The sequence below is a fragment of the Nostoc sp. genome (assembly GCF_036916575.1).
Lineage (GTDB): Bacteria > Cyanobacteriota > Cyanobacteriia > Cyanobacteriales > Nostocaceae > Nostoc.
The window spans coordinates 184,952-200,659 of sequence record NZ_JBALGC010000104.1 but is presented as its reverse complement, the minus strand read 5'-3'; the positions used below and the strand labels follow the sequence as shown (position 1 = coordinate 200,659).

Genomic DNA, 15,708 nt, shown 5'->3' with positions numbered 1-15,708 from the left:
AAAGTCTGGACTTAATTAGCCCAGACTAAAAATGTTTTACTTGAAGTGTAGCAAACTGCAAATTCTGTGTTATTAAACGGCTTGCAGACCACCACCTACTATTTGAAGCAGTATAATAGCTAACATTGGAGAAAAATCCATACCGCCCAATGGGGGAATGATCGAGCGGAACAGATTCAGATAAGGGTCAGTTATCTGGCTCAAAGTGGTAAATGGTTGGTTGTACCAGTTGATATTGGGGAACCAGGTCAATAAAACCCGAATAATTAGTAAAAGAGTATAAATCTGGATGAAAGTAGCCAGAGTGTTAATTAGAAGGTACATGGATTTGTTGGTTTCCTGCTAAGTGTCAAACGCGGTCTTATCATTAATTTTAATTTAGTCCATGTCATAGTGTCTGCGGATTGGCACTTACCACACTTGACATTTTCACCACACCTAAACTTACTTTAGGAGTCTTTAGTGAGAGAGCGCTCGTTTGTCTGTGATGAATTTCCATTGACATTTCCTAATTGCTTTCGCACTTCGTCAATTGTGGCATTGAGTTGAGCAATTTTATCTTCTAGCGATCGCCTAGCCGTTTCTATACCGATATTCTCACTTTCTGAGGCTTTCATCTGACGCCGCTTTGCTGCTATCTTCTTAGCTTCGACTTGGCTATCTGTCAGTTCTGTCTCCTCCTCTGCTAGCAATTGGGGGTCGCGTCGAGAAGCAATCAGTGCCCCTATAACACCACCAAATACGCCACCAACAAACGCCCCTACGACAAAACCACTGGCAAAACCATCTCGCTGACTCATATCTTTACCGCCTTCAACAAATCTTGCAACTTTTACAGTAGTTATGCTATTTCCTGCCCTAGCTGCATACTAGCTTAAGTCCCAAAAATGCGATCGCCTGCATCTCCCAATCCCGGTACAATATACCCCTTGCTGTTCAGTTTTTCGTCAATAGTCGCCGTGTAAATTATTAAACCTGGATAAGCTTCACTCAATTTTTGCAAAGCTGGTGGAGCCGCTACTACACAAACAATTCGCATTAGGGCTGGATCAGCACCCCGTTGTGTCAATTCTGCCATTGCAGCCATGATCGATCCTCCAGTTGCCAACATTGGATCGGTAATTAACACTCGTGTTTGGGGGTCAAATTTTTCTGGTAACTTGTTCAGATAACAATGAGGTTGCAGTGTCTGTTCGTCTCGCGCCAAGCCCAGATGATAAATCGATGCTAAAGGTAATAAAGTCTGCGCTCCCTCAAGTAATCCTAGTCCAGCCCGTAGAATCGGCACTACTGCTATAGGCACTTGCAGATCAATCACCGTTGCTGGACAGGTATCCAAGGGACTCTGCACCGATGTTTCTTGAGTGGGCAACCAGTCTCGCGCAGCTTCATAAGTCAGCCATCTTCCCAATTCAATCATCGCACTGCGAAATAATACTGAAGGTGTGCCTGCATCACGGGCAACTGCCAGCCAGTGTTTTATCAGGGGATGGGGTGGAACATAAACGCGCAATTGTAGCGTCATAGCCAGAAATAGGCGCCTTTTTATTGTATAAGAACTGAAACACCATAATACTCTTTCCTGCATCCGGCTGACAGCTAAAATTAACACTCTCAATTTTATTGATAACACTTTTCATTAGCAGTTGACATTAATTCTCAATCAAGGCTATATTGTTATACAGTGTTCTCCTCTCTTTTAAGGATCGGCAGACGGGATTAGCCAGCAGCAGCAGGCTCGTCCCTCTTTTTTATGATTGGAGGGAGCATGGGGAGCAGAAAGAGAAATAAGCAATACCCAATGATCAATGACTAATGACTAATGACCAATGACCAATGACAAAAATGCAAGATATTGATGTGATCGTGATTGGGTCTGGGATTGGCGGATTAGTAACGGCGACCCAGTTAGCAGCGAAGGGAGCGAAAGTGCTGGTACTGGAACGTTATTTGATTCCAGGTGGTAGCGCTGGTTATTTTGAACGCCAAGGCTATCGATTCGATGTTGGCGCATCGATGATTTTTGGACTAGGACAAAATGGTACTACTAACTTACTCACCCGTGCATTATCAGCTGTAAATGTCAGCCAAGATGCGATCGCAGATCCGGTGCAGATTCACTATCATCTACCCCAAGGTTTAAACCTGAAGGTTGACCGGGTTTATGAAAAATTTTTGCAAAATCTTATTACTCATTTTCGCCATGAAGAACAGGGAATTCGTCGCTTTTATGACGAATGCCAAAAAGTATTCAAGTGTCTTAACAGCATGGATTTGCTGTCGCTGGAAGAACCTCGGTATCTACTGCGAGTATTTTTCCAGCATCCTTTAGCGTGTCTCGGTTTAGCTAAGTATCTCCCCCAAAATGCCGGGGACGTGGCGCGGTGCTACATTAAAGACCCGCAATTATTGAAATTTATCGATATGGAATGTTATTGCTGGTCGGTGGTTCCATCAGACATGACACCAATGATTAATGCTGGGATGGTCTTTTCTGACAGGCATTATGGCGGAGTTAACTATCCCAAAGGCGGAGTGGGACAAATTGCTCAAAAACTGGTGGAAGGTCTAGAGAAGGCTGGAGGTAAGATTCAGTACCAAGCTAGAGTCACGAAAATTATCACAGAACAGGGAAAAGCGGTAGGTGTGCAACTGGCTAATGATAAAGTATATCGGGGTAAACGTATAGTTTCTAATGCTACACGTTGGGATACATTTGAAAAATTACTACCAGCGGAAGAAATACCAGATAATGAGAAAAAATGGCAACAAAATTATGAAAAATCTCCAAGCTTTTTGAGTTTGCACATGGGGGTAAAGGAGTCAGTTCTGCCTGCGGGGACAGAGTGTCACCATATTTTACTGGAAGATTGGGAAAAGATGACAGCAGTGGAAGGCACAGTTTTTGTTTCGATTCCCACATTGCTTGACCCAGATTTAGCACCAAGTGGATATCATATCATTCATGCCTTCACGCCTCACTGGATTGATGATTGGCAAAAACTTTCTTTGAGTAAGTACGAAGCGAAGAAAGAAGAAGCGGCTTGGCGAATTATTGACCGCCTAGAGAAAATTTTTCCAGGCTTAGATGCTGGATTGGATTATCTGGAGGTAGGCACACCCCGCACCCATCGCCGCTTTTTGGGTCGTGAGGATGGCACATATGGCCCAATTCCCCGGCGTAAGTTGTGGGGGTTATTGAACATGCCCTTTAATCGCACAGCGATTCCAGGACTTTATTGTGTAGGGGATAGTACCTTTCCGGGTCAAGGGTTGAATGCAGTCGCTTTTTCTGGGTTTGCTTGCGCCCACCGTATTGCCGTAGATTTAGGACTTTAGGACTTACGCCAAGGTGCTTAGGACATTAACAGATAATAAAACCTAGACATAAAAAGACTTTTCACCCAGTCCCCAGTCCCCATTCCCCCTTATCCCCAGAGAGCGCCACGTGTTCCCCAGTCCCTTGCTATAGCTGTGCGCTTCTGCGGTAATTAGATAATTGTGATTTGACTTGCTGCTCTAGTAGCTTTTTCCCTAGCCTCTTGGACATTAACACCCTTCGCTAAAGCTACACCCATTCGCCGATATGGATGAGCATTAGGTTTACCAAATAATCTGATATCTACATCTTTTTCTAACAAAGCATCGGCTACACCACTAAAAGCGATAGAATCAGATTTTTCTGAGGCTAAAATTACCGCACTGGCTGCTGCTCCTAGCTGTTCTATATGAGGAATTGGCAAGCCTAAAATTGCTCTTAAATGTAGTTCAAATTCATTGAGATTTTGTGAGATTAGTGTCACCATTCCCGTATCGTGCGGTCTAGGAGAAAGTTCGGAAAAAATCACTTCATCTTTAGTAATAAAAAATTCAACGCCAAAAATTCCGGCTCCTCCTAGAGCATTGGTAACTTTTATGGCTATTTCTTGAGCTTTTAATATCTTGTCTTCAGAAATTAATGCGGGTTGCCACGATTCTTGATAATCGCCTCGTTCTTGGCGATGACCAATAGGAGAACAAAAAATTGTCGGTGCATTCCACTGTTTAATTGTCAGTAAAGTTATCTCAATCTCAAAGTTAATAAATTCTTCTATTATCACCTTTTGACTGTCTCCTCTAGAATTAGCGATCGCATAATTCCAAGCCCTCTCAACCTCACTCTTATCCTGGACTACTGACTGACCTTTACCAGAAGATGATATCACAGGTTTAACAACATTACTAAACCCAATTTGATCAGAAACTGTAATCAATTCTTCTAGAGTTGTTGCATATCCATATTTAGCCGTTCTGATGCCCAATTCTTGATGTGCCAGTTCCCGAATTCTATCGCGGTTCATTGTATAGTTAGTAGCAGCCGCAGTTGGTATAACTGTAATCCCTCGCTGCTCAAATTCCAGAAGTTTTTCTGTTCTGATTGCTTCAATTTCTGGTATAATAATATCTGGCTGATATTTTGTGACTACAGCTTCTAGATCATCAGCACTGAGCATAGAAATAACTTCATCAGCATCAGCAACTTGCATCGCTGGAGCGTTGGCATAGCGGTCAACGGCAATCACATAATTACCAAGACGTTGAGCAGCGATCGCAAATTCTTTGCCTAGTTCTCCTGAACCAAGCAACATCAATTTTTGGGGCAACTTAATACTCATTAACTTATCCAAGACAATTTTAATTTAATCATCTTATAATTTTTCGTGTTTTAATTACTATCTTCTCAAGAATTAAATATAGCTCCGCGCAATTGTAAATCTTGACGTTGTAAGTGATTTAAACCAATACCTACACCAAGCTGACACTTATCTACTAAAGTCTCTAACCAAATAGTCTCGTTCAGAGTTGCACCTCGTAAATCTGCATTTCTCAAGTCGGCTTTTGTAAAATTTACAAATAAAAGGTCTGCATTGATTAAACTGCTACCTTGTAAATTTGCGCCTGATAAATTTCCTCGGATGAAGTTTACGCCATCTAAAATTAAACCAGATAAATCTGCTCCCATAAGATTAGGAAACTTTAGCTGACTTGGATACTTCAAAAACTGCATCATACAAATGATATTTGCTTCATTGAGTCGTATATTGGTTAAAAACTCATAACGAGCTATGCCCAGTTGTTTAAGAATTTGCAGACGCTGTGGCGGACTTTGTTCTAAAAACTGGATAGCTGTGTAGCGTAGGTCTTGAGTAGAAAGATTTAGCATAATTCTTAGATAGTCGTGATATTTGTGGCGATTAAAAATTTAACAGCGGATGTAGGCAAATAATAGATAATATAACAGTCTTAAATCATTGATGAAAAACAAGATCCCCGACTTCTTTGAGAAGTCGGGGATCTAAGATGTATCGATAACTACTTACCTAACGTCCTGCTAATAATGCTTTCGTAGCAGATTCGCCTGCTAATCTCACCTGTCTTGTCAACTGGAAATTTAACAACGCTAGAACACTCAAATCGGCTAAGAGTGCCATGAAAACTGTTGTTACCTCAGCGGATTCTACAGCTGCCCAAGGAAAAGTTGTAAACATCCATACAGTAGAATGTTTCCACGACGAAATACCGATCAATTCTAGAATCATTGGTAGTAAGAACATGGCTGCACCTAAAGTCCCAATTGCCCAGAAAGAACGCTTAGGAGTTTTCAGCAAAAGTATTAATTGGGCAATGGTAGCATAAATCATCATTAAGCTGATGGATAAAGCTATAGTTAAAAGTACTTTAAATCTGTCAATCTCGTTAACAATCTCAGTTCGGCTATTGTTTGCGTCAACAACAGATGTAAGTAAAAACCAAACTAACCAGGGGATAGCAGCAATTGTCAAATTAATAGCGATCGCTACAAGTGCAGGGCTTTTTTCAGACCAAATTAGATCCTGCCAAATACTCTTGTGGTTAGAAACTCCCTGATGTCGATATCTTGCCCAATCTTGTATATCTTGACGGTGAGGAGAAAGAACCGCAATTAAACTTAAAATCAACACCAAGTTGTACAGTCCTAGCAAAACGAAATTTTTCGCAACCTGTTCATCCCATGTGTTATTATTCCCATTTTGTAGGGCAAATCCCCATATCATCAATTGGCAAAAAGCTACTAGTAAATAACTTTGCTTCTTGGTGATTATTGAGGCTTGAGGATTACGGAAGCAACGTTTAAGAGCTTGCAAAATACCGTAACTGCACAATCCAAAGTTCAATAAATGCAAGCCAACAACACTAACAATACTCGTCCCTAATGGTAAATAGAAAAACTGCAAGTTTTTTAGGGGAGAACCCTTGTAGAAATGGAACAAATTATGAAATAGATAGTTTGTTGCATCCCAAGGAGCAAACAACCTCAACCAAGCTGTTGAATTATGCCAAGTGCCTAAATTATCAGATGAAGCTATCTGAAACGTTGTCAACAAAAACAGGAAAACTGCACCACTACCTAACCAAGGCTGAAAACCACTAAACCACCGACTAACTAAGCTAAATAATAGTGCGGCACTGTAGAAGAAAATACAGCTAGCAGCAAGAATTGCGTAATAACTCAAAATGTAACTAAAGGCAATTTTGGCAGAACGCCCAGCCCACAAATGTAAAGGAACTGCTACTAAGATGATCAGATAAATTAAACTTGGAACTCCTAGCAACTTACCAGTCAATATACTTGTTTCTGATTGAGGGCTGAGACGGATGAAATTAAGTGTACCGCGAGTTTCTTCTTTGGCTAAATCGTTGATTAGCAAATAAGTTCCTGCAACTAATAGTGTAAATACAAAAATTACACTTAACGAGAGAAACATATATTCCCAATGGTCGCGCCACCACAACTGCCAATCAATTTCGTTTTGTGGGCAAATCTGCTTTGAGATTAAATCATTAAAGTCAGCATTTTGGAAAGCCTGTTTTTCTTGCTGCTCAAATACTTGAGTCGAACGACAGTATGTGCTATCAAGCGAGTATTTATCATCAGGAAACTCCCGTAACTGATACAAAAAAACTACCACTTGCACCAGTAGAGATGTTGCAACTGTGATCGCAACATTAAAAAATTTCAATCGTCCTTTGAGTTCCCGCAATAGTTGCGGATTCCAATCACCAATTTTATCTATCAAATTTGGCATCATAGCAAAAAATTCTCCAAAAATAGGGAGTGATATTTATTGACGTATCAAGATGCTTGTTTGTGACCTAATTTTAAGAAAATACTTTCTAAGTCTTCTTGCGTGCAGTGAAAATCAGTCAGAGGAATGCCTGCTTTGATAAGCGATCGCAATAACTCAGCACTATCTTCCTGTTTGCCTGAAAAATTTACCCGCACGCTCTTTTTTTCTGGTATTACCTCCCACTCTTCTACTAAAGGATGATGTTTCAATTCACTCAAAAGTGTCTCTAGATTATCCAAAGTTGATAACACAATTTGCTGATGGGAAAGACGTTGATAAAGTTGTTGTAACGAGGTACTTTCCACCAAAAAGCCAAGTTCCATAATTCCTACAGAAGTACACAGTTCCGCTAAATCACTGAGAACATGGGAAGAAATTAATATTGTCATCCCAGCTTCTCGCAAAGCCTTAATAATTTCACGAAACTGCATCCTGGCAATGGGGTCAAGTCCAGAAACAGGCTCATCTAGTAGGAGTAAAATCGGTTCGTGGATAATGGTTCGCGCTAAACTTAAGCGCTGTTTCATCCCACGTGAAAGAGTAGAAATCTGACTGTGGCGTTTATTACCAAGTTGGATGAGTTCTAAAACTTCATGCAAACGTTGAGTGCGGCGTGGTTCTCGCAAGCGATACAAACGCGCAAAATAATCTAAGTAATCCCAAACTGTCAAATCCTCATACAGCGGGTAGTCATCGGGTAAGTAGCCTAGACGACGCTTAAGTTTGGGATTACTCTTATCACGGAGTAGGCGATCGCCATTAATATAAATCTCACCCGTAGTTGGTTCCTCAGCAGTTGCCAACATGCGGATGAGAGTTGTTTTACCCGCGCCATTCGGCCCAATCAATCCATATACTTCCCCCGCCTGAATCTCTAAATCAACATCATTGACAGCAACGTGCCGGTCAAATTGCTTAGTTAGTCCACGGGTGCAAATTGCTAATTCTTTTACCATCGCTGCTGAGGTGCGGCTTGTGATTAACACTAAACCTAACCTTTTTCTACAACTTCTGTCAGGCTTGTTTCGGAAATTGAAACTGGTTTTATGTAAAGCTGCAATGATGCCTTTTATAGGCTCTGCGGTCAGTGGTACGGTAAATGGGGTAATGATGAATGCTTGTGGACATTCAGTGATTGCCTTCATCAAGGCTTGGAATAGGTCATAACTTAGCAAAAGTAGGTAGGACGTATGCCTTACCTACTTATGATCGAGAACCGCTATATTCCCACCCGCTTAATCTCAGCTTGATTATATGCCTGCTAATCAATGACTATAAGACTATCTATTCCTAAAGAGGTTACAGGTGTCAAGCAAAAAAATAGGTTTTTGGTCTGTGTGGGCATTGGGTGTAGGAGGCATTGTCGGTGGACTTTTCCCAGCGCTGGGAGTTGTAATTCAAATAGCTGATGCAGGCGCACCACTAGCATTTGCGATCGCTGGCACAATAGCTTTGATAACTACTTATGCTTATGCAAAACTTTCGGTAGCTCATCCATGTCGAGGTGGGACAGTAACCTTTTTAAACCAGGCTTTTGGTTCAGGGCTGTTTAGTGGGACACTGAATCTTCTACTATGGTTTAGCTATGTAGTCATGCTTTCCTTTTACTTGCAGGCTTTTGGTAGTTATGGAGTTAGCCTGTTCACATCTACTCAACCTATTTGGAAGCATTTACTGATTAGCTTGGCAATTTTAGGGGCAACTGGATTAAATCTACTAACTGCCAATCATGTTGGTAAATCTCAAATCTGGATTGTCAGCTTCAAACTGGGGATTTTGATACTGTTTATTACTATGGGAAGTAGTCATATCGACTTTTCCCGTTTACAACCAGCTTCAGTGTCGTCGCTACAGTCAATTTTCGCCGGAGCAATGGTAATCTTCTTGTCTTATGAAGGCTTTGAGCTAATCGCTAATGCAGCAGAGGATCTTGTCAATCCCAAGCATACTTTGCCACGAGTTTATTACTCTGTAATCGGGTTCGTTATTTTGCTTTACGTTTTAATAGCACTGGTTACATTGGGAGCAGAACCAATTGAACAGATTTTGGCAGCAAAAGACTATGCTTTGGCTGAAGTTGCCAAACCAATTCTGGGACAATTTGGATCTGTTTTGATTACTATTGCTGCTCTTTTCTCAACTATCTCGGCTAGTAACGCAACACTCTACGGTTCAGCTCGTTTTAGTTCTGTGATTGCTAAATCTAGAGGGTTTGACTTTGGCAGCAAAATAAATAGTATAGCTCAATCTTCAATTGGCTTATTTATTACTAGTGGTATCACTCTTATAATCGCCAATTTATTTGATATAAGTCGAATCTCAACGATGGGTAGTGCCGGATTTCTCTTAATATTTGCTGCGGTTAATTTAGCTAACGCTCGTATGCATCGTTATACGAACAGCAAGCAATGGATTTCACTTCTAGGTGCTGGAATATGTTTAGTAGCACTAGGAATGTTAATTTGGTTTGCTTTGCAAACAGATCCACAAACCGTCTGGGTTTTAGTGTTCATGGTAGGAGTAGCCATAGGTGTCGAAGTAATCTACTACTTGTCAAACAACCGACAGCTACGCCTTTGAAGAAGCTTTGCTCAACTCTAGGACGCATTTCAAAATTAACTCATCCCCCGGCTTCAAGCCGGGGGGAAATCGAAGTCATTAGTCATTAGTTATTAGTGATTAGTAGTTATATTTAATTCCTAAAGTTCAGTAATACTAATGACTAATGACCACTGACTAATGACGCTTGTCGACAAGGCGACAATTCCTCCCATCCCTAGAAAGAATGGGCAACCGCAGTCGTCTATTGGGTGAAATCAAGAACAGATATTTTGATGAGTCTTCCTTTATTTTTCCTGGTTTTCCTTTACTCTTTTTGACCATTGGGGGCGAATACCTCGGGAAGCATAGGGCAGCACGTTTTTGTTTAGCTCAAAAGAGCCGCACCCAAATAAATTAAAAATTCCATAGGTACATTTTGCTAGGTATGATATTTAATCTGTAAGCATTTACCTAGTAATAATCAGCTATGACCCAGAACTACCGCATTACTCTACTCCCCGGCGATGGCATTGGCCCTGAAATTATGGCAGTGGCGGTAGATGTGCTGAAAGTCGTAGGGAACCAATTTGATCTGAAGTTTGAATATCAAGAAGCCCTGATCGGTGGTGCAGCAATTGACGCTACAGGCGAACCCCTACCATCTGCTACTCTAGATACTTGCCGTAACAGTGATGCTGTATTACTCGCTGCGATTGGTGGTTATAAGTGGGATTCTCTACCATCCAATTTACGCCCAGAAGCAGGTTTGTTAGGATTACGTGCCGGTTTGGGATTATTTGCCAATTTGCGCCCAGCGAAAATTTTGCCCCAGCTAATCGATGCTTCAACTTTGAAACGCGAAGTTGTGGAAGGCGTCGATATTATGGTAGTGCGTGAACTTACTGGCGGAATTTACTTCGGTAAACCTAAAGGGATTTTTGCCACAGAAACTGGTGAGAAACGCGGTGTAAATACAATGGTTTACACGGAATCGGAAATTGAACGCATTGGGCGGGTAGCCTTTGAAGCAGCAAAAAAACGCGGTGGAAAACTTTGTTCGGTGGATAAGGCGAATGTATTAGAAGTATCTCAGCTGTGGCGCGATCGCATTACTCAACTTTCTCAGGAATATCCAGACATCCAACTCTCTCATCTATATGTAGATAATGCTGCTATGCAGTTAGTACGCGCTCCCAAACAGTTCGATACCATCGTCACAGGCAATTTGTTTGGTGATATTCTCTCTGATGCTGCTGCCATGCTCACGGGTAGTATTGGGATGTTACCCTCAGCTAGTTTGGGTGCTTCTGGCCCTGGTGTGTTTGAACCAGTCCACGGTTCCGCCCCAGATATCGCCGGACTTGATAAGGCAAATCCTCTAGCGCAGGTTTTGAGTGTGGCAATGATGTTACGCTACGGTTTAGACCAGCCAAAAGCAGCAGATCACATCGAACAAGCTGTATTGCAAGTTTTAGAACAAGGCGATCGCACAGGGGATATAATCTCTCCAGGAAAAAATCTTTTAGGTTGCCGTGCTATGGGCGATGCACTGATTAAAGCGATTGAAAGAAAATAATTTAATAATGCAACTTGGGCAATTTGGCAACCTTTGCTAGAAGTTTCGGGTAGACTAGAGAGAAATCTAGCAATCAAATAACAGTCGATAGTGTACGCATTACGACAAGGTCAAGCAAATTTTACCGCCCCAAAGAACCAGCCGCCTTTGATTGATCCCGCCGTAATCAGAGCTGCTGGACAGATTTACTATACTCACTGTGAAGTACATCCCGAAATAGCTGGGCAACCTTCCGGTGTAGCAATTAATCGCATAACTCATCGAGGTAAGGTTATTTTTACTAACCAACCAGTTCTCTTACCTCAAGAATGTTTTGTACCCTTGAGTCAAATTGAATCGCACATGTATTAGTCATTGGTCAGTAGAGACGCGATTAATCGCGTCTGTACAATGGTCATTAGTTATTGACAAAGGGTAAATGACAAAGGACAAATGACTATATGGACATTTGGTTCGCCGTTCCGGCGAGTGTAATGGTCTTTGCTTTAGGTGCATCTATTGGCAGTTTTCTCAATGTTATTGTTTATCGGCTACCTGCGGGGTTGTCAATTCTCTGGCCGCCTTCTCGTTGTCCTAAATGCTTAAACCAGCTAAAAGCTTACGACAATGTACCAGTATTTGGCTGGATTTCCTTAAGAGGGCGGTGTCGATATTGCAAAAGCAAAATTTCTGTCCGTTATCCTGTGGTAGAAGGGGTAACGGGCATAATTTTTTTACTGGTTTTTTTGGTATTTCAGGTTTCGACTTTAACAATAGGCTATTGGGCTTTTTGTAGTTGGTTATTGGCGCTATCGCTTATCGACCTAGATACAATGACCCTACCCAATCCACTTACTCAGTCAGGTTTGATCGTGGGGATTTTGTTTCAAATGGTGGTTGGTTTTTTACCAGAAGCTAGCTTTGTAGCATTGGTAAATCACCTGATGATGGCGATAGTTGGTGCAGTATTGGGTTTATGGCTGTTTGATGCGATCGCCATATTGGGTTCAATTGCCTTTAGTAAAGCTGCAATGGGTGCGGGTGACGCCAAGTTAGCAGCCATGATGGGAGCCTGGTTAGGTTGGAAATATTTGCTCTTGGCTAGTTTTATTGCTTGTGCGCTGGGAGCATTAATTGGTAGCGGTGTTATTATACGTAGACGCATACTCCTACGGAGAAGCAAGCTACGCGGAGCGTCTCGTAAAGAAGCAGCCAGTCAAGAGATATCCCGACAAAGGTTAGGACAAAAGATGCCTTTTGGCCCTTTTCTGGCTTTAGGATCTGTGATTACTCTGTTTAGCGGCGAAGCCATTTTGTCTAACTACCTGCGGTTATTTTTTCCAGCGTCTTGAATTGGAGTGGAGATTGGGGAAGAGGCAGTCAAAGTATGCCCCTGTACCTCTTCCCAATGCCCCATGCGCTTTCATAATAAATATTTATAACTCGTGACTGTAACCAGCATTACCCCATCTGCCCTTCATATTTTGATAATATTCAGCTTGTGACTTGTATTACCCTCTTAATGACGATTAACCATTGGCAAGCACAACTAGTGCAACAGATGCTGATTGCTCATGACCTAGCAATACGAATAATTGATTTGGGTAAGAGGAAGAGAGCATCTTATTTGGAGGTTAGTATTTTCATGGTGTCAGTACGTCCATATAATTAAGTCTGCTGAAAAAAGAGCAAGAGACTTGTATTGGCATAAGTATTTTCGTTAAGCTGGCAACCAAAGATGAAAATTCAGGTCTGAATTGCTTAAAAGCGTAGTTTGACGATGTAATCATCAGTCATTAGTAAAGACAAATGACAAAAGGTTAAGGATAACCCGATATAGCTTGACATGTTTTCGACCTCATACCCACTTAAAATAAAATAAAAAATGGCTAACAACGAAGAATCACGTGGTTTAAAGTCTCTATTTGATTGGTTTGCAAATCGACGAAAATCAGGATCTACCAGCCTCGAACGCCAAGAGCGTGAAATTGCTGATGGTCTGTGGCATAAATGTTCTAAATGTGGCGTGTTGACATATACAAAAGACCTGAAAGCCAATCAGATGGTTTGTGTCGAATGTGGTCATCACAATCGGGTAGACAGCGATGAGCGCATTCGTCAATTGATAGATCACAATACCTGGAAACCGCTGGACGAGCATTTGCGTCCAACCGATCCGCTGGAATTTCGCGATCGCAAACCCTACAGCGATCGCCTCCGGGAAATACAGGAAAAAATTGGCTTAATAGACGCGGTGAAAACGGGTTTAGGTCAAATCAATAGTTTGCCCATTGCCCTTGGGGTTATGGATTTCCGTTTTATGGGTGGTAGCATGGGTTCGGTGGTGGGAGAAAGACTCACCCGCATGATTGAGCAAGCCACTCAACGGCGGTATCCTGTAGTTATCGTCTGCACCTCCGGTGGTGCCAGGATGCAAGAAGGAATGCTCTCCCTGATGCAGATGGCGAAAATCTCCGCAGCCCTACAGCGCCATAAAGACGCCCGACTATTATATATTCCCGTTTTGACCAATCCCACAACAGGCGGTGTTACCGCAAGTTTTGCAATGTTGGGCGATCTCATTTTGGCAGAACCCAAGGCAACTATTGGTTTTGCCGGTCGGCGAGTGATTGAGCAAACCCTGCGGGAAAAACTGCCCGATGATTTTCAGACTGCTGAAGATTTGCTCCAGCACGGTTTTGTTGATGATATCGTACCCCGTACCCAATTAAAGAACACCCTAGCCCAGCTGATTGCCCTACACCAGCCTGTACTAACAACACCTCATATGGTGTTGTGGGAAACAATGTCCTTAACTTCTACTGCCGCAGAATAGAGCAGAGGAGCAGGGGGAGCAGTTCTTGAGCAGGGGAAGACAAAGGAGAAAATACTACCTTATCCTCCTCATCCCCCTCATCTCCCTCATCCTCTGCCTGGCTCTTGGAGAAACATGAGTGGAACAAGCGCTGCTAGTCGGAATAGACTAGACAGGGCGAACAACCCTAGTAAGCCTCCAAACTGAGCAAATTGGATGAGAAAGCTGCCTATAGTTGTGCCTAAAGCACCACTCGCTCCAGCAACGGCAGCTGCGATCGCAAAATAGATAGACTGATTTTTAGCTGGTGCAATGCCCAATTGTATATTGTTGCTGCACAAGTCAATCGCCGCCCAAGTACCTCCAGTCAAGATGTGTAACAGTGGCAACCACAACCAGATGTCAAGGCTATTAACACTAGTCCCTAGCCACAAGAGTGGTGTCACTCCAACCAAAATCCCAACACAGATGAGGATGGGACGATTACCTATCTTGTCTGCTAATTTTCCCCACACAATGAGCATCAGCAAAGTCGCCCCTGCCTGAAGGCTATTGTAGATAGTCACGTAGCTCACATCCAAATCCAGCGTATCCAGCATATAGAGGTTAAAAAAAGGACTGCTGAGGTTAACAGCAAGTGTCCAGAAGCTGAAATACAACAGAAATCTCAAAAAGTTAGAGTTTTTCCAGATGCTGTGATCTAATTGGTTTTGTGGACTAGGTATATATGGTTGACAATTTGATTCAGGTACAGTAGTTATTTCACTTTTTGCAACCTCTGTCTGAATTTCACTTGTTTGAGGTAACTTGCCAGAACAAGTGTTTTGCGATTGCGGATTCATATCCACCTGAAAATATTGACATCCCAATCCCACAATCCCAAACACAATGCCTACCAGTAGAACTACTCCATAACCTTGTAGAGATCCCCCATACCAATGTGATACAACTAGACCGGCCATTGGTACACAAACCAAATTAGTTAGACTAGCGGCACTATTGCGTGTTCCAAAATACCTGCCTCGTAATTGGCGAGGAACTATCATTGCCACCCAACTTAGCCATGATGGACTTCCTAATCCTCCCAAAAGATTGCTCAATAGAACAATCAAGAGTGTCAATATCACTAACTGGTGAGTATTAAACACTCCCCAGCTGAGGCTTGCAATACCAATTACTACAACTAGCCATAGCAGCCGACCAATTCCGTGTGTCCGAAGAGAATATTGAAAGCGGCTGGTGCTGCGTTCTGACAAGTAAGCACCTAACGGCTGAATGAGATTGACCAACATCGGTATAGAGGACAGCATCCCAAATACCACTGGACTAGCACCCAATTCCACCAAGAAATTGCTGAGTAAAATCCCGCCAGTTCCAAGGGAGTAAACCGCTGCTAACACAGAATCGGCAGTGGAAGCTTTTAAACTAGTGCGAATACTTTCTTTGGGAATTCGAGAGTTTGAAGAAAGTGTTGTGGGTGGTAAGGCAATCTGGGAAAATTCCAGAGTCAGTGACGCAGTTGTTTCAATCTGAACAGAGTCCATAATCTATGTTTATGCGTGAAGTATCCTGGAAGAAATCCAGTTGCAGAGGAACTCAGTATGCTTTGATTCGCATTCCTGATAAGTTTCCGTTATTTTAGCTTGCAA

The 15,708-nt window shown here is 42.2% G+C and carries 14 protein-coding genes; 6 read left to right on the top strand and 8 right to left on the bottom strand.

The features are described from left to right. Nucleotides 1-72: 72 nt before the first annotated feature. The 3 genes from V7L29_RS22370 to upp form a co-directional block, all read right to left on the bottom strand. Nucleotides 73-324, bottom strand: a complete 252-nt coding sequence (locus V7L29_RS22370; RefSeq protein WP_334690337.1) for a YggT family protein — start codon at nucleotides 322-324, stop codon at nucleotides 73-75. 125 nt (nucleotides 325-449) lie between these two features. Beyond that, nucleotides 450-800: a hypothetical protein gene (locus V7L29_RS22365; RefSeq protein WP_334736835.1), complete on the bottom strand. Its 351-nt coding sequence runs from the start codon at nucleotides 798-800 to the stop codon at nucleotides 450-452. Nucleotides 801-874: 74 nt separating this feature from the next. Further along, nucleotides 875-1,525 carry a uracil phosphoribosyltransferase gene (gene upp / locus V7L29_RS22360; protein ID WP_334736834.1) on the bottom strand — a complete coding sequence of 217 codons (651 nt, stop codon included), beginning with the start codon at nucleotides 1,523-1,525 and terminating at the stop codon, nucleotides 875-877. A 311-nt stretch (nucleotides 1,526-1,836) separates the two neighbouring features. Between upp and crtH the strand changes: the two genes are divergently transcribed. Then, complete coding sequence (gene crtH, locus V7L29_RS22355) at nucleotides 1,837-3,339, top strand: carotenoid isomerase (RefSeq protein ID WP_334736833.1); 1,503 nt, start codon at nucleotides 1,837-1,839, stop codon at nucleotides 3,337-3,339. A gap of 152 nt (nucleotides 3,340-3,491) precedes the next feature. Here the strand turns inward: crtH and purT are convergent, their stop codons facing one another. From purT to V7L29_RS22335, 4 genes are all read right to left on the bottom strand, one after another. Continuing rightward, nucleotides 3,492-4,655 (bottom strand): formate-dependent phosphoribosylglycinamide formyltransferase, encoded by a 1,164-nt coding sequence (gene purT, locus V7L29_RS22350; protein WP_334736832.1) that lies wholly within the window; start codon nucleotides 4,653-4,655, stop codon nucleotides 3,492-3,494. 65 nt (nucleotides 4,656-4,720) lie between these two features. Beyond that, nucleotides 4,721-5,203 carry a pentapeptide repeat-containing protein gene (locus V7L29_RS22345; protein WP_334690333.1) on the bottom strand — a complete coding sequence of 161 codons (483 nt, stop codon included), beginning with the start codon at nucleotides 5,201-5,203 and terminating at the stop codon, nucleotides 4,721-4,723. A gap of 157 nt (nucleotides 5,204-5,360) precedes the next feature. Continuing rightward, nucleotides 5,361-7,109, bottom strand: a complete 1,749-nt coding sequence (locus tag V7L29_RS22340) for an ABC transporter permease subunit (RefSeq protein ID WP_334690332.1) — start codon at nucleotides 7,107-7,109, stop codon at nucleotides 5,361-5,363. Nucleotides 7,110-7,153: 44 nt separating this feature from the next. Next, nucleotides 7,154-8,104 carry an ABC transporter ATP-binding protein gene (locus V7L29_RS22335; protein WP_334736870.1) on the bottom strand — a complete coding sequence of 317 codons (951 nt, stop codon included), beginning with the start codon at nucleotides 8,102-8,104 and terminating at the stop codon, nucleotides 7,154-7,156. Nucleotides 8,105-8,453: 349 nt separating this feature from the next. On the opposite strand from V7L29_RS22335, the gene V7L29_RS22330 reads away from it, so the two are divergent. From V7L29_RS22330 to accD, 5 genes are all read left to right on the top strand, one after another. Further along, entirely contained in the window at nucleotides 8,454-9,728 is a 1,275-nt protein-coding gene (locus V7L29_RS22330; RefSeq protein ID WP_334690331.1) for an APC family permease, read from the top strand. Between the two features lie 448 nt (nucleotides 9,729-10,176). Continuing rightward, nucleotides 10,177-11,265 carry a 3-isopropylmalate dehydrogenase gene (leuB, locus tag V7L29_RS22325; protein ID WP_334736831.1) on the top strand — a complete coding sequence of 363 codons (1,089 nt, stop codon included), beginning with the start codon at nucleotides 10,177-10,179 and terminating at the stop codon, nucleotides 11,263-11,265. 90 nt (nucleotides 11,266-11,355) lie between these two features. Continuing rightward, a complete protein-coding gene (locus V7L29_RS22320; RefSeq protein ID WP_334690329.1) occupies nucleotides 11,356-11,616 on the top strand; it encodes a hypothetical protein in 261 nt (86 codons plus the stop codon). Nucleotides 11,617-11,705: 89 nt separating this feature from the next. Beyond that, the gene (locus V7L29_RS22315; RefSeq protein WP_334690328.1) at nucleotides 11,706-12,596 is read left to right on the top strand and encodes a prepilin peptidase; all 891 of its coding nucleotides are present in this window, start codon (nucleotides 11,706-11,708) and stop codon (nucleotides 12,594-12,596) included. Between the two features lie 533 nt (nucleotides 12,597-13,129). After that, the gene (accD, locus tag V7L29_RS22310; RefSeq protein WP_334690327.1) at nucleotides 13,130-14,080 is read left to right on the top strand and encodes an acetyl-CoA carboxylase, carboxyltransferase subunit beta; all 951 of its coding nucleotides are present in this window, start codon (nucleotides 13,130-13,132) and stop codon (nucleotides 14,078-14,080) included. An 86-nt stretch (nucleotides 14,081-14,166) separates the two neighbouring features. Here the strand turns inward: accD and V7L29_RS22305 are convergent, their stop codons facing one another. Continuing rightward, complete coding sequence (locus tag V7L29_RS22305) at nucleotides 14,167-15,603, bottom strand: MFS transporter (protein WP_334736830.1); 1,437 nt, start codon at nucleotides 15,601-15,603, stop codon at nucleotides 14,167-14,169. Between the last annotated feature and the right edge of the window lie 105 nt (nucleotides 15,604-15,708).

What these genes read in the sequence shown, in the direction of transcription:
- V7L29_RS22370 (WP_334690337.1), bottom strand. Translation starts at nt 324, where the DNA reads ATGTACCTTCTAATTAACACTCTGGCTACTTTCATCCAGATTTATACT.
- V7L29_RS22365 (WP_334736835.1), bottom strand. Translation starts at nt 800, where the DNA reads ATGAGTCAGCGAGATGGTTTTGCCAGTGGTTTTGTCGTAGGGGCGTTT.
- upp (WP_334736834.1), bottom strand. Translation starts at nt 1,525, where the DNA reads ATGACGCTACAATTGCGCGTTTATGTTCCACCCCATCCCCTGATAAAA.
- crtH (WP_334736833.1), top strand. Translation starts at nt 1,837, where the DNA reads ATGACAAAAATGCAAGATATTGATGTGATCGTGATTGGGTCTGGGATT.
- purT (WP_334736832.1), bottom strand. Translation starts at nt 4,655, where the DNA reads ATGAGTATTAAGTTGCCCCAAAAATTGATGTTGCTTGGTTCAGGAGAA.
- V7L29_RS22345 (WP_334690333.1), bottom strand. Translation starts at nt 5,203, where the DNA reads ATGCTAAATCTTTCTACTCAAGACCTACGCTACACAGCTATCCAGTTT.
- V7L29_RS22340 (WP_334690332.1), bottom strand. Translation starts at nt 7,109, where the DNA reads ATGATGCCAAATTTGATAGATAAAATTGGTGATTGGAATCCGCAACTA.
- V7L29_RS22335 (WP_334736870.1), bottom strand. Translation starts at nt 8,104, where the DNA reads ATGGTAAAAGAATTAGCAATTTGCACCCGTGGACTAACTAAGCAATTT.
- leuB (WP_334736831.1), top strand. Translation starts at nt 10,177, where the DNA reads ATGACCCAGAACTACCGCATTACTCTACTCCCCGGCGATGGCATTGGC.
- V7L29_RS22315 (WP_334690328.1), top strand. Translation starts at nt 11,706, where the DNA reads ATGGACATTTGGTTCGCCGTTCCGGCGAGTGTAATGGTCTTTGCTTTA.
- accD (WP_334690327.1), top strand. Translation starts at nt 13,130, where the DNA reads ATGGCTAACAACGAAGAATCACGTGGTTTAAAGTCTCTATTTGATTGG.
- V7L29_RS22305 (WP_334736830.1), bottom strand. Translation starts at nt 15,603, where the DNA reads ATGGACTCTGTTCAGATTGAAACAACTGCGTCACTGACTCTGGAATTT.